Origin of the sequence: Phreatobacter sp. (genome assembly GCF_051860605.1) — a bacterium.
GTDB lineage: Bacteria > Pseudomonadota > Alphaproteobacteria > Rhizobiales > Phreatobacteraceae > Phreatobacter.
This window is the reverse complement of sequence record NZ_JBHYDR010000010.1, coordinates 111128-131163: the sequence shown is the minus strand read 5'-3', so window position 1 is coordinate 131163 and position 20036 is coordinate 111128. Positions and strand designations below refer to the sequence as shown.

At 67.5% G+C, this 20036-nt stretch carries 19 protein-coding genes; 9 read left to right on the top strand and 10 right to left on the bottom strand.

The window, feature by feature from the left end; genetic code table 11:
• Positions 1-282 precede the first annotated feature (282 nt).
• On the top strand, positions 283-1104 hold the full coding sequence (locus ACTIFS_RS17255) for an outer membrane protein (RefSeq protein WP_439575359.1): 822 nt from the start codon (positions 283-285) through the stop codon (positions 1102-1104).
• A gap of 98 nt (positions 1105-1202) precedes the next feature.
• Here the strand turns inward: ACTIFS_RS17255 and rplI are convergent, their stop codons facing one another.
• The 4 genes from rplI to rpsF all read right to left on the bottom strand — a co-directional run bounded on the left by rplI (position 1203) and on the right by rpsF (position 3642).
• Positions 1203-1760, bottom strand: a complete 558-nt coding sequence (gene rplI / locus ACTIFS_RS17250) for a 50S ribosomal protein L9 (protein WP_439575358.1) — start codon at positions 1758-1760, stop codon at positions 1203-1205.
• A gap of 31 nt (positions 1761-1791) precedes the next feature.
• Complete coding sequence (locus ACTIFS_RS17245) at positions 1792-2736, bottom strand: DUF2232 domain-containing protein (RefSeq protein ID WP_439575357.1); 945 nt, start codon at positions 2734-2736, stop codon at positions 1792-1794.
• Between the two features lie 163 nt (positions 2737-2899).
• Positions 2900-3145: a 30S ribosomal protein S18 gene (rpsR, locus tag ACTIFS_RS17240; protein ID WP_439575356.1), complete on the bottom strand. Its 246-nt coding sequence runs from the start codon at positions 3143-3145 to the stop codon at positions 2900-2902.
• A 2-nt stretch (positions 3146-3147) separates the two neighbouring features.
• The gene (gene rpsF, locus ACTIFS_RS17235) at positions 3148-3642 is read right to left on the bottom strand and encodes a 30S ribosomal protein S6 (RefSeq protein WP_439575355.1); all 495 of its coding nucleotides are present in this window, start codon (positions 3640-3642) and stop codon (positions 3148-3150) included.
• A gap of 299 nt (positions 3643-3941) precedes the next feature.
• Here rpsF and fabD point away from each other — a divergent pair, with 299 nt between their 5' ends.
• From fabD to gmk, 7 genes are all read left to right on the top strand, one after another.
• A complete protein-coding gene (fabD, locus tag ACTIFS_RS17230; protein WP_439575354.1) occupies positions 3942-4886 on the top strand; it encodes an ACP S-malonyltransferase in 945 nt (314 codons plus the stop codon).
• A gap of 10 nt (positions 4887-4896) precedes the next feature.
• Positions 4897-5634 (top strand): 3-oxoacyl-[acyl-carrier-protein] reductase, encoded by a 738-nt coding sequence (gene fabG / locus ACTIFS_RS17225; protein WP_439575353.1) that lies wholly within the window; start codon positions 4897-4899, stop codon positions 5632-5634.
• A 199-nt stretch (positions 5635-5833) separates the two neighbouring features.
• Complete coding sequence (locus ACTIFS_RS17220) at positions 5834-6073, top strand: acyl carrier protein (protein ID WP_439575352.1); 240 nt, start codon at positions 5834-5836, stop codon at positions 6071-6073.
• A 97-nt stretch (positions 6074-6170) separates the two neighbouring features.
• Positions 6171-7430: a beta-ketoacyl-ACP synthase II gene (gene fabF / locus ACTIFS_RS17215; RefSeq protein WP_439575415.1), complete on the top strand. Its 1260-nt coding sequence runs from the start codon at positions 6171-6173 to the stop codon at positions 7428-7430.
• A 227-nt stretch (positions 7431-7657) separates the two neighbouring features.
• A complete protein-coding gene (mltG, locus tag ACTIFS_RS17210; protein ID WP_439575351.1) occupies positions 7658-8713 on the top strand; it encodes an endolytic transglycosylase MltG in 1056 nt (351 codons plus the stop codon).
• 93 nt (positions 8714-8806) lie between these two features.
• The gene (locus tag ACTIFS_RS17205) at positions 8807-9694 is read left to right on the top strand and encodes a YicC/YloC family endoribonuclease (RefSeq protein WP_439575350.1); all 888 of its coding nucleotides are present in this window, start codon (positions 8807-8809) and stop codon (positions 9692-9694) included.
• A 22-nt stretch (positions 9695-9716) separates the two neighbouring features.
• Positions 9717-10403, top strand: coding sequence for a guanylate kinase (gmk, locus tag ACTIFS_RS17200; RefSeq protein WP_439575349.1), 687 nt, complete (start codon positions 9717-9719; stop codon positions 10401-10403).
• A 6-nt stretch (positions 10404-10409) separates the two neighbouring features.
• On the opposite strand, the gene rsmA is transcribed toward gmk, so the two are convergent.
• The 6 genes from rsmA to lptF form a co-directional block, all read right to left on the bottom strand.
• Positions 10410-11252, bottom strand: coding sequence for a 16S rRNA (adenine(1518)-N(6)/adenine(1519)-N(6))-dimethyltransferase RsmA (gene rsmA / locus ACTIFS_RS17195; protein ID WP_439575348.1), 843 nt, complete (start codon positions 11250-11252; stop codon positions 10410-10412).
• 19 nt (positions 11253-11271) lie between these two features.
• Positions 11272-12273, bottom strand: coding sequence for a 4-hydroxythreonine-4-phosphate dehydrogenase PdxA (pdxA, locus tag ACTIFS_RS17190; protein ID WP_439575347.1), 1002 nt, complete (start codon positions 12271-12273; stop codon positions 11272-11274).
• Positions 12274-12352: 79 nt separating this feature from the next.
• Positions 12353-13327 carry a hypothetical protein gene (locus tag ACTIFS_RS17185; RefSeq protein WP_439575346.1) on the bottom strand — a complete coding sequence of 325 codons (975 nt, stop codon included), beginning with the start codon at positions 13325-13327 and terminating at the stop codon, positions 12353-12355.
• A gap of 89 nt (positions 13328-13416) precedes the next feature.
• Complete coding sequence (locus tag ACTIFS_RS17180; protein ID WP_439575345.1) at positions 13417-16020, bottom strand: LPS-assembly protein LptD; 2604 nt, start codon at positions 16018-16020, stop codon at positions 13417-13419.
• Positions 16021-16097: 77 nt separating this feature from the next.
• A complete protein-coding gene (lptG, locus tag ACTIFS_RS17175) occupies positions 16098-17186 on the bottom strand; it encodes an LPS export ABC transporter permease LptG (protein WP_439575344.1) in 1089 nt (362 codons plus the stop codon).
• A complete protein-coding gene (lptF, locus tag ACTIFS_RS17170; protein ID WP_439575343.1) occupies positions 17183-18349 on the bottom strand; it encodes an LPS export ABC transporter permease LptF in 1167 nt (388 codons plus the stop codon). The genes lptG and lptF overlap by 4 nt, the downstream gene beginning before the upstream one ends.
• Before the next feature lie 173 nt (positions 18350-18522).
• On the opposite strand from lptF, the gene ACTIFS_RS17165 reads away from it, so the two are divergent.
• On the top strand, positions 18523-20019 hold the full coding sequence (locus ACTIFS_RS17165) for a leucyl aminopeptidase (protein ID WP_439575342.1): 1497 nt from the start codon (positions 18523-18525) through the stop codon (positions 20017-20019).
• Positions 20020-20036: the final 17 nt, after the last annotated feature.

Sequence of the window (20036 nt, the reverse complement as noted above, 5' to 3'; positions counted from 1 at the left end):
CCAGCGATCAAGAGGGGCTCACTTACCCCCGATTCGCACAGGGCCACCAGATGCAAGGCCGCCGAGGGGCCGCGCGGCTTGACTCCGCGAAGTCCGGCAGCGCCGGGGTCGACGGGCACCGTTGCCAAAACAACACGCAACGCCTCAAGCATTCGAAGGTGATTCATGTCTTCACCTGGCCTGCGCATTCGGGCTGCGAAGGAAACTGAACGTTAAGATTAACATGCGAACCCTTGGGGCGATCCCGCTGATGCGGTGAACAACTGGTTAAGGGACGCTCCGATGTTCAAGCGTGTTGCATTGCCTGTCGCCGCCGCTGCGGCGCTCTTCGCGTCCGGGGCCCAGGCGGCCGACCTGGGCGTGCCGCTGCGTGGCTCGGAGGTCGTTGCGCCTCACTACGAGCAGGTCGACAAGTGGAGCGGGGCCTATATCGGCGGCCATGTCGGCATGCAGATGTGGCGCAATTCCGGATTCCATTCGGATGCGCTCGGCGCCGCCAACCCGAACTTCCCGAACTATTCCTACGACTACGGCGGCGCGCGCTTCAGCTACGGCCTGCACGCCGGCTTCCAGCGCCTGTTCGGCACGTTCCTGCTCGGCGCCGAAATCGACATCGACGGCCCGCAGGGCGCCGTCGCATCGCCCTGGTACAACGGTGACGTGGCCTATTCGGGCGGTGTGGCCGGCAACATCTACCAGCAGCGCATGCGCGCCGACTTCCAGGGCTCGCTGCGTGCCCGCTTCGGCTTCGTCCATCACAAGACGCTGTTCTACGCCACGGCCGGCCTTGCCTGGGGCCGGTTCACGGTCTGCACCGTGCTCGACGACTGCATCAACGGCGCCAACCACGTCGTGCGCTATTCGTCCTGGCGCATGGGCTGGACCGTCGGCGCCGGTATCGAGCACAAGTTCAGCCAGAACTGGTCGGTGCGCGCCGAATACCGCTACACCAACTTCGGCTCGCGCACCTGCCTCGGCAACGATCCCTGCTCGATCGATCCCAATGCGTCCGACATCAGCAACCGCATCGAAAGCCATGCGGTGCGGGTCGGCGTGACCTACCTGTTCGGCGCTCCTGCCGCGCCGGTGGTTGCGCGCTACTGATCCTCCAGCGCATCTCTCCAGACAGAAACGCCCGGCGCAAGCCGGGCGTTTTCGTTTTCAGGGGAGGCCGGCCGCAACCCGGGCCGGCCGCCGTGCCGTTACTGGCCGCTGTCGCCCTCGTCCCCGAACTCTTCCGGATTGAAGGTCTCGAAGGTCGGCTCCTCGGCCCGCTGCGTCAGGTCCTCGCCCATGATCTGGCGCTCGGCTTCGGCGTTGGAGCGGGCCACATTGACCGTGATCGTCGCAGTGACTTCCGGATGGAGCGACACGACGACGCGATGCAGGCCGATGGTCTTGATCGGCGTGTTCATCTCGACCATCGAGCGCGAGATCGTGATGCCGGCAGCGGTCACCAGGTCGGTGATGTCGCGGGGCGACACCGATCCGTAGAGCTGACCGGTCTCGCCGGCCTGGCGGATGACGCTGTAAGACGTGCCGTCGAGGCGCTCGGCCACGGTCTGGGCCTCGTTCTTCAGTTCGAGGTTGCGGGCCTCGAGCTGGGCCTTCATCGAATCGAACTTCTTGCGGTTGGCCTCGGTCGCGCGCAGGGCCTTGCCGCCGGGCAGCAGGAAGTTGCGGGCATAGCCGGGGCGAACGGCAACGACTTCGCCCATCTGGCCAAGCTTGGCGATGCGCTCGAGCAGGATCACGTCCATCTGTCTTCTCCTTGTGGTGTCCGGACGGTTGTCAGGAATTGGCCGGCGGGGTTGGGGGGCTCCGGCGAGCCCGTATGTCGAAAAGCACGTCGGCGAGGCCGGCGAGCGCCACGAAGATCATGGGCCAGCCGATCACGAAGGTGACGGCATAGAGGAGGCCGAGGGCGAAGCCGCGCGCCGACCAGCCACGGGTCAGGTCGTGCAGCAGCGCGAACCCGGCCAGGGCATTGATGGTCAGGCCGACAGCCAGCACGATCATGCCGACATGGCCGAGCAGGCCGGGTGCGAACGAGGCGAGCGACCCGAACAGCAGCGCGCCGGCCGTCCATTTCGGCAGACGCAGGGCCGGCAGGTCCGGCCAGGGGCGGGCGAGGCGGCCGGATGCGCGCACCACCCTGCCGGCGATGAACAGATTGAGGGTCGTGACGAAGGTCCAGACGATCCCCGCGGCCAGCGGCAGCGCGGCCGCCATGAAGGTTGCGAGCGCGGCCGGATCGACATTGCTCAGGTTCATCAGGCGAAGCGTGCGCTCGACCGACTGGCGCAGGGAGGCCTGGTAGGTGTCGAAGTCCAGCCCGAACACCACGGCGATGCCGAACAGCGTGAGACAGATGGCAAGGGCGCCGATCGCCGACAGGATGACGCCCGGGGGCACCCAGACGGCCTCCTGCTGCTCCGTGCCGGCGGCGGTGACGCGCATGCTCAGCGCCAGATAGGTCAGGATCCAGGCGGGAAGGCCGATCGAGAAGAAGAAGAACACACCGAGCTGCGAGCGCAGCGCCAGCGACAGGGCAAGCGCGCCGATCGTGCTGGCGAAGGCACCCGCGTAATGCCCCCAGCCCAGGCCGACGATGAGAACGGGAAGCGCGGCGAAATAGAAGAGGACAAGCGCCAGCGGGCTGCCCGACGCCAGCGTCGAGAAGAGAAAGGCGGAGGCAATGCCTGCCCCGAAGGCTGTGGCGAGGGTCGGTCCCATCGTCAGCTGTCCCGCTCGGCTCCCGAGGGTTAGGGGTTATCCCCAACTCCAGCCGCCGTGGCGATCCTTGCCCGGCGACCGACGATCAATGCACGTCGAATGCGGTCGGAATGCATTCGGGTGGCGTCCGGCGCGGGATGAGGGTCCCGCGCCGGCCAGCCGGTTACTTGATCACGTAGGGCAGCAGGCCCAGGAAGCGGGCGCGCTTGATCGCCTGGGCGAGCTCGCGCTGCTTCTTGGCCGAGACGGCCGTGATGCGGGACGGCACGATCTTGCCGCGCTCGGAAATATAGCGCTGCAGCAGACGCACATCCTTGTAGTCGATCTTCGGCGCGTTCGGCCCGGAGAACGGGCAGGTCTTGCGGCGACGGAAGAAGGGGCGACGGGCGCCACCGGATGCCATAGACATGCTCACTCCTCCGTCGTCTCGGCGTCGCCGCCGGCATCGCCTTCACCGTCACGCTCGCGGAACCGGCGGGCACCGCCGCCGCCACCGCCGCCGCCCGGACCGCGTCCGCCACGATCGCCGCGATCACCACGATCCCCGCGGTCGCCACGATCGCCGAAGCCACGGTCGTCGCGCTCGCGCTTCTGGAGCATGGCCGAGGGGCCTTCCTCCAGAGCCTCGACGCGCACCGTCATGAAGCGCAGGATGTCTTCGTTAATGGACATCTGGCGCTCCATCTCGGCCACCGCCGCATGGGGGGCGTCGATGTTCATGAGCGTGTAGTGCGCCTTGCGGTTCTTGCGGATGCGGAAGGCGATCGACTTGAGGCCCCAGGGCTCGACCTTGGCGATCGAGCCGCCATTGGCCTCGATCACGCTGCGATACTGGTCGGCCAGGGCTTCCACCTGCTGGGACGTCACATCCTGACGCGCCAGGAAGACATGTTCATAGAGAGCCATACGGCCTGTCTCCGGTTCGAGTGACGCTCAATCGGCGCGAAGCCCCTCGAGCCCTGGACAGGCCCGACAGAATTCTCGAAGGCGGAGACACCGGATGACGGAGGGGAGGACCCCGACCTGCAGGCACGCCTGCCATCCGTTCAGCCACCGGCCGACCGAAGCGAAGGGGCTCTCATACACGAAAGACCTCGTGAAGCAACCCGAATCGGCGATCCGCGGGCCCGCCGTGGCCTTTGCGCCTTGACACCACCGCAGGCGGATGCCAGTCGGCAGCCCCTTCTCTCGTCACGGGGCCATCCATGAGCGCAGCGTTCACCTTTCCGGGGCAGGGCAGCCAGGTCGTCGGCATGGGCAAGGCGCTCGCCGACAGCTTCGCGCAGGCGCGCGCGGTTCTCGATGAGGTCGACGACGCGCTCGGCCAGAAGCTTTCCACCCTGATGTGGGAAGGGCCGATCGAGACGCTGACGCTGACCGAGAATGCCCAGCCGGCGCTGATGGCCGTCTCGCTCGCGACGATGCGCGTGCTTGAGGCCGAGGCCGGCCTCGACCTTGCCCGCGACGCGGCCTTCGTCGCCGGGCACTCGCTGGGCGAATATTCCGCGCTTGCGGCCGCCGGGACCTTCACGATCGCCGATACGGCGCGGCTTCTGCGCGTGCGCGGGCGCGCCATGCAGGCGGCCACGCCCGTCGGGACCGGCGCCATGGCTGCCATTCTCGGGCTGGAGTTCGGCGACGTCGTGACGGTTGCGGCGGAGGCTGCGCAGGACGAGGTCTGCCAGGCGGCCAATGACAATGGCGGCGGGCAGGTCGTCATCTCCGGCCACAAGGGGGCCGTCGAGCGCGCCTGCGAGATCGCGAAGGCGCGGGGCGCCAAGCGCGCGATCCCGCTGCCGGTCTCCGCTCCGTTCCATTGCGCGCTCATGCAGCCGGCGGCCGATGCGATGGCCGAGGCCCTGTCGCAGGTCGCGGTGAAGGCGCCGGTGGTGCCCCTGGTTGCCAATGTGCTGGCCGCGCCGATTTCGGACCCCGCCGAGATCGTCCGCCGCCTCGTCGAGCAGGTCACCGGCACGGTGCGCTGGCGCGAATGCGTGGCGGCCATGGCCGGACACGGCGTGACGACATTCTATGAGGTCGGCACCGGCAAGGTGCTCTCCGGCCTCGTCCGCCGGATCGCCGACGGGGCGAGCGGCATCGCCATCGGAACGCCCGAGGACATCGCGGCCTATACGGCATCGCGGGCCTGAGGAGGACAGCATGTTCGATCTGACGGGACGCAATGCCCTCGTCACCGGAGCGACCGGTGGAATCGGTTCGGCGATCGCCACGGCGCTCCACCGCCAGGGCGCCACCGTGACTCTGTCCGGCACGCGCCGCGAGAAGCTGGAGGAGCTTGCCGCAACGCTGGGCGAGCGGGTCCATGTGATTCCAACCAACCTCTCCGTCGCCGCGGAGGTGGAAGCCCTCGTGCCGGCCGCCGAGGCGGCCATGGGCGGTCTCGACATCCTCGTCAACAATGCCGGGATCACGCGCGACAACCTGTTCATCCGCATGAAGGACGAGGAATGGGACCAGGTGATCGCCGTCAATCTGACCGCCACCTTTCGCCTCATGCGCGCTGCGTCGAAGCTGATGATGCGCAAGCGCTGGGGCCGGATCGTGTCGATCACCTCGGTGGTCGGTGTCACCGGCAATCCCGGTCAGGCCAATTACGCGGCCTCCAAGGCCGGGATGATCGGCATGACGAAATCGCTCGCGGCCGAGGTCGCCAGCCGCAACGTCACGGTCAACTGCCTGGCGCCCGGCTTCATCGAAACGGCGATGACGGATGTGCTGAACGACAAGCAGAAGGAAACGATCCTCACCCGTGTGCCGGCCGGCCGGCTCGGCCAGGCGGAGGAGATCGCGGCCGGGGTCGTCTACCTCGCCTCGGCGGAGGCCGCCTATGTCACGGGCCAGACACTGCATGTCAACGGCGGTATGGCTATGATTTAAAACATGTTTTTGCCAGCACGGGCGCCCGCTGGCAAATCGCTAAGCCCTGTGATAGAGAGCCATCAGGTTCGGGCAGGGGGCGACCCGCAGCGATCCGAAATTCACGGCGAAGCGGCTCGCCACCACCCATTTTCGAAAGCCGCTCACCGGTCCGGCACGTGGACGGTGGTCAATCGTCGGATGGAACGAGGAATATCTCATGAGCGATACCGCTGAACGCGTGAAGAAGATTGTGGTCGAGCAGCTCGGCGTCGATGCCGAGAAGGTCGTTCCGGCCGCGAGCTTCATCGACGACCTGGGAGCGGACAGCCTCGACACCGTCGAGCTGGTCATGGCATTCGAAGAGGAGTTCGGTGTCGAAATCCCGGACGATGCCGCCGAGACGATCCTGACCGTCGGCGACGCGGTGAAGTTCCTCGAGAAGGCGGCCAGCGCCTGAGTGGGCGCAGGCTGGCCGTACGGACTGTCCGAGAGGGCCGGGGAGCGCCCAGCGCCTCCGGCCTTTCTTTCTCCGGCTCCAGGCAGGTGATCAGATGATGCGGCGCGTTGTGGTGACCGGACTCGGCCTGCTCTCTCCGCTCGGCTGCGGCGTGGAGACGACCTGGTCGCGGCTGCTCGCCAGCCGCAGCGGGGCCGCGAAGGTCGAGAACTTCGACGTTTCTGACATCGCAGCCAAGATCGCCTGCCAGATCCCGCGCGGCGATGGCACCGACGGCACCTTCAATCCGGACCAATGGATGGAGCCGAAGGAGCAGCGCAAGGTCGACGACTTCATCATCTATGCCATGTGCGCGGCCAGGCAGGCGCTCGATGATGCCGGATGGCACCCGAAGACCCCCGACGAGCAGAATGCTTCCGGGGTGCTGATCGGATCCGGAATCGGCGGCATTGACGGCGTGGCCGAGGCGGCCCTCATCCTGCGTGAGAAGGGGCCGCGCCGCATTTCGCCGTTCTTCATTCCCGGGCGGCTGATCAACCTCGCCAGCGGCTATGTTTCGATCGCCCACGGCCTCAAGGGGCCGAATCATTCCGTCGTCACCGCCTGCTCGACCGGCGCTCACGCCATCGGCGATGCGGCCCGTCTGGTGGCGTTCGGCGATGCAGACGTGATGGTTGCCGGGGGTACCGAATCGCCGGTCAGCCGCCTGTCTCTGGCCGGCTTTGCCGCCTGCCGGGCGCTGTGCACCGATTTCAACGACGAGCCGACGCGCGCCTCGCGTCCCTATGACCGCGACCGTGACGGGTTCGTCATGGGCGAAGGCGCCGGCGTCGTCGTTCTCGAAGCCTACGAGCACGCCAAGGCGCGTGGCGCCAGGATCTACGCCGAGGTGATCGGTTATGGTCTGTCCGGCGATGCCCATCACATCACCGCGCCCGCCGAGGACGGCGATGGCGCCTTCCGCTGCATGCAGTCCGCTATCAAGCGCGCCGGCATCGGCGCCGCCGATATCGACTACATCAACGCCCACGGCACATCGACCATGGCCGACGGCATCGAACTGGCCGCCGTCGAGCGGGTCGTCGGCAACGCGGCCTCGCGCGTGTCGATGTCCTCGACCAAGTCGTCCATCGGCCATCTGCTCGGCGCGGCGGGGGCGGTCGAGGCGATCTTCTCGATTCTCGCGATCCGCGACCAGGTGGCGCCACCCACGCTGAACCTCGACAATCCCGCCTTCGAGACGACGATCGACCTGGTGCCGCACCAGGCCCGCAAGCGGTCGATCGAGACGGTCCTGTCGAACTCCTTCGGGTTCGGCGGAACCAATGCCTCGCTGGTGTTCCGGGCCGCGGCCTGAGCGTCGAACCCGTCTTTCGCCACATTCCCTGCCCATCAAGGGGCGAGCGAAGAGCAGCGATCCAGGCCAGCTGAATGAATGATTTTCCCGGACCGGGCCCGTCGCGGAACAGCCCCCGGCAGACTGTCGAAACACCACGGGCATCGCTTCAGCCGGAGGCCGCGCGTTCGGGGCCGCCGGCATCCCGCCATGCGCGCAAGCAATGGGTGGTCGTCGGCAATCTCATCATGTCATTGCTGCTGGTCGGGCTCGTCGGCGGGTTTCTGGCCACCGTCTATGCGCGCCAGGCCTTCGTCGCGCCCGGCCCGCTGCCGCAGGAAAAGGCGGTCTTCATTCCGCGCGGTTCGGGCATCGACCAGATTGCCGAGACATTGGAACGCAACAACGTCATCTCCGATCGCCTGCTGTTTGTCGGTGCGGTGCATGTGCTCGGCCGCAGCAACGACCTGAAATGGGGCGAATACCTGTTCCCGCGCAATGTCTCCACGGCCGAGGCACTGGCGATCATCATCGAGGGCCGGTCCATCGAGTATCGCCTGACGATCCCCGAGGGGCTGACCTCGGAGCAGATCGTCGGCCGTCTGCGCGACAATGAGGTGCTGACCGGCGAGATCGCCCGCGTCCCGCGGGAAGGATCCCTACTGCCCGAGACCTACCGGTTCACGCGCGGCACGACGCGCCAGCAGATGATCGACCAGATGACGCAGCACCAGACGCGGTTGCTGCAGCAGATCTGGAACCGGCGCGCCCAGGATCTTCCCATCCGCAGCGCCGAGGAACTGGTCATCCTCGCGTCCATCGTGGAGAAGGAGACCGGCCGCGCCGACGAGCGGGCGCGGGTCGCCGGCGTCTTCATCAACCGGCTCAACCGGCGGATGCGGCTGCAGTCCGATCCGACCATCGTCTATGGCGTTGTCGGCGGCCGCGGCACGCTGGGTCGCCCCATCAGCCGGGCCGACATCAACCAGTTGACGCCGTTCAACACCTACCAGATCGACGGCCTGCCCCCGACGCCCATCGCCAATCCCGGCCGGGCGGCCATGGAGGCTGTCGCCAATCCGGCCCGTCACCGCGACCTCTATTTCGTCGCCGACGGCACCGGGGGCCATGCCTTCGCCGAGACGCTGGAGCAGCACAACCGCAACGTGGCCCAGTGGCGCGAGATCGAACGCAACCGTGCCAGTCCCGAGGCCGTCCGCGACCGCACCTCGGCCGATATCCTGCCGGCGGCGCCGGCCGTGCCCGCGGCGCGCACCACGCCGGCCGGCCGTCCCACCCGCTGATCGGGCAGCGCCTGCCAGCCGGGCTTGACCCCGCCCCGTCGGCACCGTAACGCGGGAGCCCGGTTCGCCCTGCGCGGTCCGTTCGAGGTGACAATGGCCCTTTCCAGCATGACGGGATTTGCCCGCACGGACGGCGCAACCGGACCCGTGTCCTGGGCCTGGGAGGTCAAGTCGGTCAATTCCAAGGGGCTCGACCTCAAGCTGCGCCTGCCTCCGGGGCTGGACGGGGTCGAGGCCGCCGCCCGGACGCTCGCGTCCTCGCGCCTGTCGCGCGGCAGCGTCTTCGCCAATCTCACGGTCAAGCGCGAGGCGGCCACGAGCCGCGTGCGCGTCAACGAAGAGGTCCTGGCGCAGGTGCTGGAGGCCGTCCAGATCATCTCCGCGCGTATCGATGCCCGCGCACCGTCGATCGACGGCCTGCTGGGGGTCCGCGGGCTGGTCGAGATGGAGGAGCACGAGGACACGCCCGAGGAGCGGGCCGTGCTCGAGGCAGCCATCCTGGCGGGACTGGAGCGCGCGCTGGACGGCCTTCTGGTCATGCGGCGGCAGGAAGGTGCGGCGCTCGCCGCCGTCCTCGGCCAGCGGCTCGACGAGATTGCCGCGCTGACGCGTCAGGCCGAGGACAATCCGTCCCGCAAGCCCGAGGCGATCCGTGCCCGGCTGGCCGAGAGCCTTGCCGCGCTCCTGGAGCCCGGACGGGGCTTCGATCCGGACCGCTTGCACCAGGAGGCGCTTCTGATGGCCGCCAAGGCCGATATCCGCGAGGAACTCGACCGGCTGGTCACCCATGTCGCGGCCGCGCGCAAGCTGGTGGCAGAGGGTGGGGCGGTCGGCCGTCGCCTCGATTTCCTCGCCCAGGAGTTCAACCGTGAGACCAACACGCTGTGCTCCAAGGCCAACGATGTGTCGCTGACGGCGATCGGGCTGGAGTTGAAGGCGGTTGTCGAGCAGTTCCGCGAGCAGGTGCAGAACCTGGAATGATCCCGCTATCCGGAGGGGAACCATGGACCCGGTCACGGCCCGCCGCGGACTGATGCTGATCCTGACCTCGCCGTCGGGTGCCGGCAAGTCGACGCTGACCCGCCAGCTCCTGCAGGAAGAGACGGACATCGCCCTTTCGGTCTCGGTCACCACGCGGCCGCGGCGCAAGGACGAGATCGACAAGGTCCACTACCATTTCATCGACCAGCAGCGCTTCCTGCGCATGCGCGAGGCCGGTGAACTGCTGGAATGGGCGGAGGTCCACGGCAATTTCTACGGCACGCCGCGGCAGCCCGTGGAGGATGCGCTGTCCGCCGGCAAGGACGTGCTCTTCGACATCGATGTGGCCGGCGTGCGCCAGCTTGCCGAGATGGTGCGCGAGGACATGGCGACCGTCTTCCTCCTGCCGCCCTCCGTTGCCGAGCAGATCGCCCGGCTGCGGCGGCGGGCGAGCGACGAGGAGGCCTCGATCCTGCGGCGCCTGAAGACCGCCCGCGACGAGATCGGCCACTGGAGCGACTTCGACTACATCCTGGTCAATGACGATCTCGGCCGTGCCTTTTCGGAGCTGCGGGCGATCCTGCATGCCGAGCGGCTGAAACAGCGGCGCCGGCCGAAGCTGGAGGCGCTCATTGCCCAGCTCGCTGACGATCTCGACCGGGTGCTCGATGCCGGCAGCCTTTCCGGGTTCGGACCGTCGCCGCCCTGATCCCCGTCAGCCCGCCTCGACGAGCCGGGCCAGGGTGCAGAAATCCGCGACGGAAAGAGTTTCCGCGCGCGCCGTCGGATCGAGACCGGCAGCGGCGATGAGCTCGGCCGGATCCCTGCCGAGGCCCTTCAGGCTCTGCCGGATCATCTTGCGCCGCTGGCCGAAGGCGGCCTGGGTCACGCGCTCCAGCGTGGCCGTGCGGCAGGGAAGCGGCTCGGCACGCGGGACCAGGTGGACCACGGAGGATGTCACCTTCGGTGGCGGCACGAAGGCATTCGGCTTCACATCGAAGGCGATCCGCGCCTCGGTCCGCCAGCCGGCCAGGACGCCGAGACGGCCATAGGCCTCCTCGCCCGGTCGGGCGACGATGCGCTGGGCGACCTCCTTCTGGAACATCAGGGTCAGCGACTGGAACCAGGGCGGCCAGGGGCCGGCCGTCAGCCAGCCGATCAGCAGGGGGGTGGCAACATTGTAGGGAAGATTGGCGACGATGCGGGCGGGGCCCGACCCGACGAGGGCCGCGACATCGGCCTCCAGCGCATCGCCCTCCACCACGGTGAGCCGCCCCGGATAATGACCGGCTATTTCCGCCAGCGCCGGCAGGCAGCGCCGGTCGCGCTCGACGGCAACGATCCGGGACGCGCCGGCGGCGAGAAGGGCGCGCGTCAGCCCGCCGGGGCCCGGACCCACCTCCAGGACCGTCACGCCCTCCAGCGGCCCCGAGGCACGCGCAATGCGGCTGGTCAGGTTGAGGTCGAGCAGAAAGTTCTGGCCGAGCGCCTTCTTGGCCATCAGATCGTGGCGGGCGATCACCTCGCGCAGCGGCGGCAGGTCGTCGATCGGTCCCATCGTGAGCGGTCCGGAGGCGTCAGGAGCGGGGGGTCGCCAGCCGTCCGGCGAGCGCGATAGCATGGATCAGGCTCGTCGGCAGGGCTTTTCCGGTTCCGGCGAGGGTGAATGCCGTGCCGTGGTCCGGCGAGGTGCGGATGAAGGGCAGGCCGAGCGTGACGTTGACCCCCTCGTCGAAGGCCAGCGTCTTTGCCGGCACCAGAACCTGGTCGTGGTACATGCCGAGCACGACGTCGTAGCTTTCACGCGCGCGCGCGTGAAACAGCGTGTCGGCCGGGTGCGGCCCCGTCGCGACCATGCCGAGGCGGTTCATCTCGGCAATGGCCGGGGCGATGATGTCGGCTTCCTCGCTGCCCATCAAACCGTTCTCGCCGGCATGGGGATTGAGCCCGCAGACGGCGATGCGCGGGCGCGCGATGGCGAACCGCGTCGCCAGGTCATGGGCGACCACCGCCGCGGTCTCGACGATCAGGTTGACGGTCAGGCGGCCCGGCACGTCGCCAAGCGGGATGTGGATGGTCACGGGAACGACGGCCAGCGCCTCGCTCCAGATCATCATCACGGGCCGGACCGGCCCGGCGCGGAACGGCCGGGACAATTCGCCGAGAAACTCGGTATGGCCCGGATGGGCGAACCCGGCGGCGGCCAGCACTGACTTGGCGATGGGGCCTGTGACGATCGCCCGCGCCCGCACGGAGCGGATGTGCTCGACCCCCTGGCGGATGGCTTCGATGACCAGCTCGGCCGTATCGGATGTCGGCTCCCCGGGGCGATCGGCTGTCCCGCTGGCAATCTCGACCACCGGCAGGCCGAAGGTGAAGCTCTCCACCGCTTCCTCGGGCAGCGCGGGGACGACGGGAACACCGAGACCAAGGCGGGCCGCCCGCGCCTCGATCAGATCGGCATCGCCGAGCACGTAGAAGGGCGGCAGGCGGTGTGCCGCCCGGTCGCGCCACGCCATCAGCGCGATATCCGGTCCGATCCCGGCCGGCTCCCCCATCGACACGGCGATCGGCAGCATGGCGTTCGTTCCCTGAAGGACTGCGACCGGCGCGCCCGCCGGCCCTGTGGCTCTCGCATCCGGGACGACGCGGCTGCGCTCAGCGCCGGGCCGGACGGCCGCCGCGTGCAGACCGATGCTCGATGACGGCGGTCCGCCGCAGGCGTGCCAGATAGTCGGCCGAGATGCGGCGCATTTCGGCGGTCTGGAGCTCTTCGCGAACCTGGTTGCGGACGGTCGTGTCGCTGGTGTTGATCTCGGAGCGGGAGCAGACCGCGATCATTTCGATGCCCTGCTGCGAGCGGCTGGGCGGTGTCAGCTTGCCGATCGCCGTCTGTTCCAGCACCTGGCGAAAGGCCGCACTCAGTTCCGCGCTCTGGCGGCGGAACTGCTCGCGCACGGCCGCATCCGGCAATTGCCGGACCTGATCGAGATCCGTGGCGCAGCTGGAGAAGCGGCTGCGCAGGGCATTGGCCTCCGCCATGCGCCGCTGCACCCTGGCTGCGGGGGCCGTGGGGGGAACCAGCAGGACCACCGGGCGAAGGACATATTCCATTGGGCGGCTGGAGCCGCTCTGGCGGCGGGCAATGGCGTCGGCGAGCTGGGAGTCGGTGACAAAGATCGTGCGGCCGTAGCGCGCGCCCACGATATTGGACCACGACAGATCGGCTCGAAGCTTGCCCTTGTAGACGCGCGGCTCGATCCCCTGCGAGCGCAGCACCTGGTCGAAGCCGCGCGGATCGATGCCGGACCGCTGGGCGACCTGCGCATAGGCGGCATTCACCTGGGCCTCGGTCGCCGCCGCGCGGAAGCGCAGCGCCTCCGAGTACTTGACGCGGTCGGAAATCAGGTCCTCCAGCGCCTGCTCGCGGGAGTGCGCACGGCCTTCGCGGAGCTGAAGCAGTCGCTGACGCTGGGGAATGTCGAAGCTGGTGATCGGCAACCCGTTCACCACGACGATAACCTGCCCCTCCTGGCTTCTGGCCGGCGACGGCGCCAGGCCGAGAGGGATCGCGAGGGCGGCGGCCAGGCCTGCAGCCAGGACCGGACGGAAGAGCGAATGCATCGCGGGCATGTCAGCGCCTTCCCTTTCTTGGGTTCGATGATCGGGTTCGTGAGACGGTTCTCCTGCCGCAAGAGCTTGGCGCAATCGGGGCGCCGGGATCACTGCGAAGGCGGATTGAACCAGTTGGAAGCGTTTTGTGACAGGGAGATCTCGCCGATGGTCCGCAGGTTGAAGCGGAACATGAAGCGGTGGACGTCCCGAGTGGCCAGCGCACCGCTCTGTGTAATGATCTCGGCGCCGAAGTCGCGGGAATAGTAAACGCCGAGCTGCATGGCATCGTCGAGATAGTTCAGGCCAAGCGTCAGGCCCTCGACCTTGTTGCGTTCGACCAGCTCGGATGCATTGGCGGCAACGAGATTCTGTCGCTGGAAGGCAAAGCGTGCCGCCCCATAGACGGTCCAGTTCGTTGCCAGATTGTAGGACATGGCGGCGCCGATGCCGCTTCGCGCGACAAGTTGCCCCAGGACGGGCTGCGGAGCCAGATAGGCGAGGGTGCCGGTGAACGCGACATTGCCGAAGCGGCCGGTGGCCTCGAACTCGCCGCGCTGCATCGCGAAGGTCCGCTCATCGAAACGCCCGCGGGCGGAGAAGCGGAAATCGCGGTTCCACATATAGGTGAACCGGCCAACATAGTCCGAGCGCTGCTGGTCGAGACCCGAGTTTGCGCCGACGCTCGCCATGTCGAGGGTCGTGCCGGTGACTGCGGGGTCGCCATAGGCGAAGGAGTTGATGCCGAACAGGTGCATGGACTGGCCGAACAGCACGTTCACGGTCGCGCCATTCACGAAGCGATGGGTGATGTTGAGCCCGTAATTGAGCCGGCCACCGCCCTCGATGCGGTCCCATCCGGAGAACTTGTTGTAGCGGAACAGGCTGGTGTCATCGAAGACCAGGCTCTGGGCATCCTCATTGGGGATGAAGCCGATATTCTGCTCGCTTGGCCGTGCAATGAACTGGACGACCGGTTCGATGGTCGTCGTTCCATACTGGCTCGCCGCGATCCACGGGTAGCGGTAGGTCATGCCGACGGTCGGCATGAAGCGCGTGTAGATCCGGTCGTCACGGGCCAGATTTGTGAAGGAGCCAAGGACCTGGCTGTTGTCCTTCAACTGGTGATAGGTGATGTCGCCGCGCACCGAGACGAAGGGTTCCCAGACCTGGCCGAGCGCATCGGTGATGCGCCGCCGCCAGGCAATCTCCGCCGAGGCGCGGCTGTAATTGCCGTCGATGCCGTGGACGATGCAGTTGCGCGGATCGAGGTTGGTCGACAGAAGGGTCTGGCCGCGCGGCTGCGTCCGGTCGCAGATCATGGGCGCGAGCGGATTGTTCGGGTTGGTCGGATCGACCGCGAAGGGATTGCGCACCGAGACGTCGGCCGCTTCGCGCGACAGGCTCACGACGCTGGTGCGCCAGGAGAACTCGCCCCCCGCCACGGAGCGGTCCAGCACGCGGAAATAGTCGAGGACGGGGTGGGTGACCGGCAGGATCTTGTTGTCGATGTCGGTCGCGGTAATGCCGATGTAGCGGGTGGCTGACAGATTGAACCAGCTGCGCGGGCCCTGGCCGCGCAGGAACACCGTGGAATTGGCCTCGGTCTGGTTCGGCAGCAGCAGCGAATAATCCCGCAGGAAGGCCGTATCGGACATGAGGTTCAGGTCCCAGCCGACCGACCAGCGCTCGGTGACCCGGAACATGCCGGTCGTCTGAAGGATGCCGCGGAAGTCGCGGTTGCCGACCTCAGGCGTGATGCCATCGGAATAGGTGAATGCGTTGCGGTCCTGCTGCCAGATGGCGGCGCCGCGCAGCGTGTAGTAGCCGCTCTCGAAGCCGTGCCGCCACTCGAAGATCGGCATGAAACCCTGGCGGGCAAAATAGCGCGGCGACAGCAACAGGTCGTAGTTGGGCCGGATGTTCCAGAAATAATTGACTTCGACGCCCGGGCCCGTGCGGTTGGAACCGGCGACGCCAGGCATCAGGAAACCCGACGCCTTGCGGACGGTCGGATCGGGCACGGACATGTAGGGCAGGTAGGCCAGCGGCAGCCCGAACATCTCGAACTGGCCGTTCTCCATGTAGATCGTGCGCTCGGACTCGCGATGGATGATGCGCTTGGACTTGATCTGCCAGGTCGGCGGGCGCGTCTGGTCTGCGCGGCATGAGTCGCATGCCGTATAGACGGCCCGGTGGAAGACCGTCGTCTCGCCGCCCTCGCGGGTGACGTGGGCCGCGCCGATGAACCGCCGGTCCGGCGTTTCCAGGTTCAGCGAACGGACGAAGCCGTCCGCGAAATTCTGGTCGAACTCCAGATCCTGGGCATGCGCGATCACGCCGGACGGCTCGGTCACCCGGACATTGCCGGTCGCGCGGATCCGGTTGGCGCGCCGATCATAGGTGATGGTGTCGGCCTCGACGGTGCGGCCGTCATAATAGATCTGGACGCGGCCGCGCGCGGACACACGATCCGTCCGCTCGTCATAGACAAGCTGCTCGGCATTCACCTGCATCTGGCTGCGCGACGACGTCGTGCTGAAGGTCGGTGCCGGGCCGCCCACGCCGAACAGCGGAGCCGTCAGCGGACGCGCAGCCGGACGGCTTCCGATCTGGGTCGGATCCTGAATGAAAAGATGCGAGTCCGGGAGCGGAACCAGGGTGGTCTGGGCAAGGACCATGGAGCCAAAGCCGAGCGCTGCCGCGATCGCCAATGCGCTCGCGGACAAAGCCAGGGCCGGCCGTGCGATTCGGGCCGCGGAAGCCCGGAGGTGTCTGGGTGTGCCAGACATCACCCGTCCTCCTGCTTCAAAAGCACCATGAAACCCATTAACGCACCAAGAAATGCAGGCGACCAGGCCGCGAGCACCGGTGGGACGAGATTCGTCCTGCCCAGGTTCCCGGCAAGTTCGGACCCCACGTAGAGCAAAAATCCCGCGACGACGCCACCCAGAATCGTCCGCCCCAGTCCTCCGAGCCGGGCAAAGCGCAGCGTGGCCGCGGCCGCGACCAGCACCATGGCGACCAGCAGAAGCGGCCTTGCCAGCAGAAGCTGGTACTGCAGTTCGAAGCGGGCGCTCGGCAGACCCGTCCGTCGCGCGATCTCGATGAACTGCGGCAGGTCCCAGAACGACACCTGCTCCGGCATGACGAAGCTCTGCTGGACCTGTGTCGCGGTCAGCTGTGTCGGTAGCACATGGCTCTCGTGATTGGTCGCTTCCCGATCGACCGGCGTGATGCGGACCTTGCTGAGAAGCCAGTGGCCGTCGCCGAGGGCGGCGCTCTCGGCGTCGATGCGCTGACGGAACTGGCCCTGCTCGGAGAAGACGAGAACGGAGACATTGTTCAGGATGCGGCCGCGTTCGGTGGCCGACGCGGCGTTGATCACGGCCTGGCCATCGCCGGTCGCCTGACGAATCCAGAAGTCCGAACGCTGCTCGGAGAAATAGAGGCGGCCGAACAGCTGCGTTTCTAGCCGCATGCTGCGCTCGCGGAAATCCGAGGCCATCGGATTGTAGAGCGTGGTGGCGGCGACCCCGATCAGCGCCGCAGTCAGAATGGCAGGGGTGAGAAACTGCCAGGCGGAGAGGCCGGCGGCCCGTGCCACCACCAGTTCCAGCTTTCGCGACAGGCCGAGGAAACAGAGCATGGCCCCGACAAGCACCGCGAAGGGCAGGATGATCTCCACGAAGGCGGGCACGCGGTACAGCGCCAGCAGCGCGACCATCGCCGTTGGCGATCTGGTGAAATCCTCGACGCGGCGCAGCTGCTCGACGAAATCCACCGCCAGCACCAGCGAGAATGTGCCGAGGAACGTGCCGCCGACGGCCGCCAGGAACTTCCACGTCATGTAGCGCGAGAAGGTCGAGACCAGCGTCATGCGCCGCGGCCCTCGGCGAACCGCTGGGCCAGGCGCTGGCTGATGGCATCGTTCCAGGCGGCGAGACGGCGGGGTATCCTCAGCCTGAGCCAGCCCATCGCAACGGCGCCGAAGACGATGATGGCGCTGAGCGGCACGGCATAGACCAGCGGCACCGCCCAGGGCTGGCCGGCGACCATCCCGGAAACGGCAAAGCCGAGCCCGCGGATGCCGGCCATGGCACCGATCGCGCCTGCGATCGCTGCGCCGCGGCTCTGCCGCGTCGTGCGGGGCTGTCCCAACATGGCGAACGCAATACACATCATGGCCAGGGGATAGAGCGGCGCGGCGAAACGGTCGTGCAGCTCCTGCCGGAACCGTCCCCGCCACCGTTCCGTCATCGGATCGGCGGGGTTCGGGCTCAGCAGTTCGGAAGTGTGCCGTTCGGAAGGTCTATAAATGGTTTCCGCGGTCTGGGTGAGCTGCGACAGGTCGAAGGCATAGCGGTCGAACACGACGATCGAGGTGCTGCCGTCCCTCAGTTCGCGCCTCTGGAGATTGCCGTTTTCCAGCACGAAGAACGTGCCCTGTGGCTGCTCCGAGATGACCCCGCGCTCGGCCACATAGGTCATGTGAACCTGCTGGTCGCGCCTGTCGGCGACCACGATGCCCAGCAATACGCCCCCGGGCGCGCGGTCGCGGATATGGAAGGTCAGGCCGGCAGTGGCCTGCGTGAACTGGCCGGGCCGGACGATGGCGGTGAGGATATTGGCCTGAACCTGCGTCAGCAGCTGGCGGAAATAGCGGATCGAGGAGGGCGTCACGTAAAGCGACAGTGCCGCCACCATGGTGGCGACCAGGACGGTGAGGATGATCAGCGGCCGCGCCAGCCGGGCCGGCGAGACGCCCGCTGCCGCGACGACGATCAGTTCGGAATCGCCGTTCAGCTTGTTCAGCACCTGGACGATCGCGATGAACAGGGCGATTGGGGCGATGAGCAGGACCAGGACCGGGACGCCGAGGCTGGTCATCAGGAAGAACAGGGCGATCGTCTGGCCGCTGTTCGTGACGATATCGAGCTGCCGCAGGACCTGCGTGATCCACACCACCAGCGTCAGGACGAACAGGCCGCCGACAAAGGCGATGGCCGCCTGGCGGAAAATGTAGCGCTCGAGCGATCCCACGTGCTGCCCTGACTGCCGAGCCCGGTGAGGGCAACGCCGGCGCAAAGGGTTAAGGTTGGAAAGCGGCAATCGCAAGACCCGCGCCCGCACAGACGCCTCCCGTCGCGGCAGGCTACGCGCTAGTGTGGCAGCAACGACCGTCTGCCGATTCCCACCTGCGATGTGACCGGACCATGCCAGATACCCTCAAGATCGCCTTTGAAGCCCTGTCTGCGGACCCGTGCGACCAGGCCGTGATCCTGGTCGGGCCAGACCTGAAGCCGCCCGCGACCGCCGCCGACCTGCTGGCGCCGGTTCCCGATCTGCTCAAGCGCGCCGTGGCCGCCGACGGCTTCAAGGGCAAGTCCGGTTCCTTCGTCGATCTGCTGGCCCCCCAGGGCCTGTCCGTGTCCCGGCTGATCGCGGCCGGCACCGGCAAGGTGGAGGACTGGAAGGAGCAGGACGTGGTGCGTCTCGGCGGCGGGATCTGCGCCAGGCTGCCGGACGCTGCCCTTTCGGCCACCATCCTGTGCGAGACGACGGCCGGCCCGCTCGATGCCGGGCAGGCGGCCGATCTGGCGCTTGGCCTGCGCCTGCGGTTCTATGCCTTCGACCGCTACAAGACGAAGCGCGGCAATGGCGAGGAGGGGCCGAAGCGGCGGACGGTCACGTTCCGCGTCGCCGACCCGAAGGCCGCCCGCAAGGCCTTCAAGGCGCGCGAGGCGGTTGCCGACGGCGTGGACCTTGCCCGCGACCTGGTCAACGAGCCGCCGAACGTGCTGTCGCCGCCGGAATTTGCCCGTCGCGCCAGCGCACTCGACAAGTTGGGCGTCGAGGTGGCGGTGCTCGGCGAGCGCGAGTTGAAGAAGCTCGGCATGGGTGCGCTGCTGGCCGTCGGCCAGGGCTCTCGCAAGGACAGCCAGGTGGTTGTGATGCGATGGGACGGCGGCCGCGATGGCGCCGCTCCGGCCGTTTTCATCGGCAAGGGCGTGTGCTTCGACACCGGCGGCATCTCGATCAAGCCGGGTGAGGGCATGCAGGACATGAAGGGCGACATGGGCGGCGCGGCTGCCGTCACCGGCCTCATGCATGCGCTGGCCGCCCGCAAGGCAAGGGTCAACGCCATCGGCATCATCGGGCTGGTGGAGAACATGCCGGACGGCAATGCCTACCGCCCCGGCGACATCCTCACCTCCATGTCCGGCCAGACCATCGAGATCATCAACACCGATGCCGAGGGCCGGCTCGTGCTCGCCGACCTGCTCTGGTACGCGAGAGAGACCTTCAAGCCGCGCTTCATGGTCAATCTCGCCACCCTGACCGGCGCCATCATGGTCGCGCTCGGCCAGGAGCATGCCGGGCTGTTCTCCAATGACGATGACCTGTCGGGCAGTCTCACCTCGGCCGGTCTTGCCACCGGCGAGCGGGTCTGGCGCATGCCGCTGACCAGCGAATACGACAAGCTGATGGACAGCCAGTTCGCGGACATGAAGAACGCCGGCGGCCGCCATGCCGGCGCCATCACCGCCGCGCAGTTCCTGCAGCGCTTCGTCGGAGACACCACCTGGGCCCATCTCGATATTGCCGGAACGGCCATGAACTCGCCCAAGACCGACCTCAACCGTTCCTGGGGCTCGGGCTGGGGTGTGCGCCTGCTCGACCGGCTGGTGAGCGAGACCTGCGAGGGGTGAGCCATACGCCTGCGCAC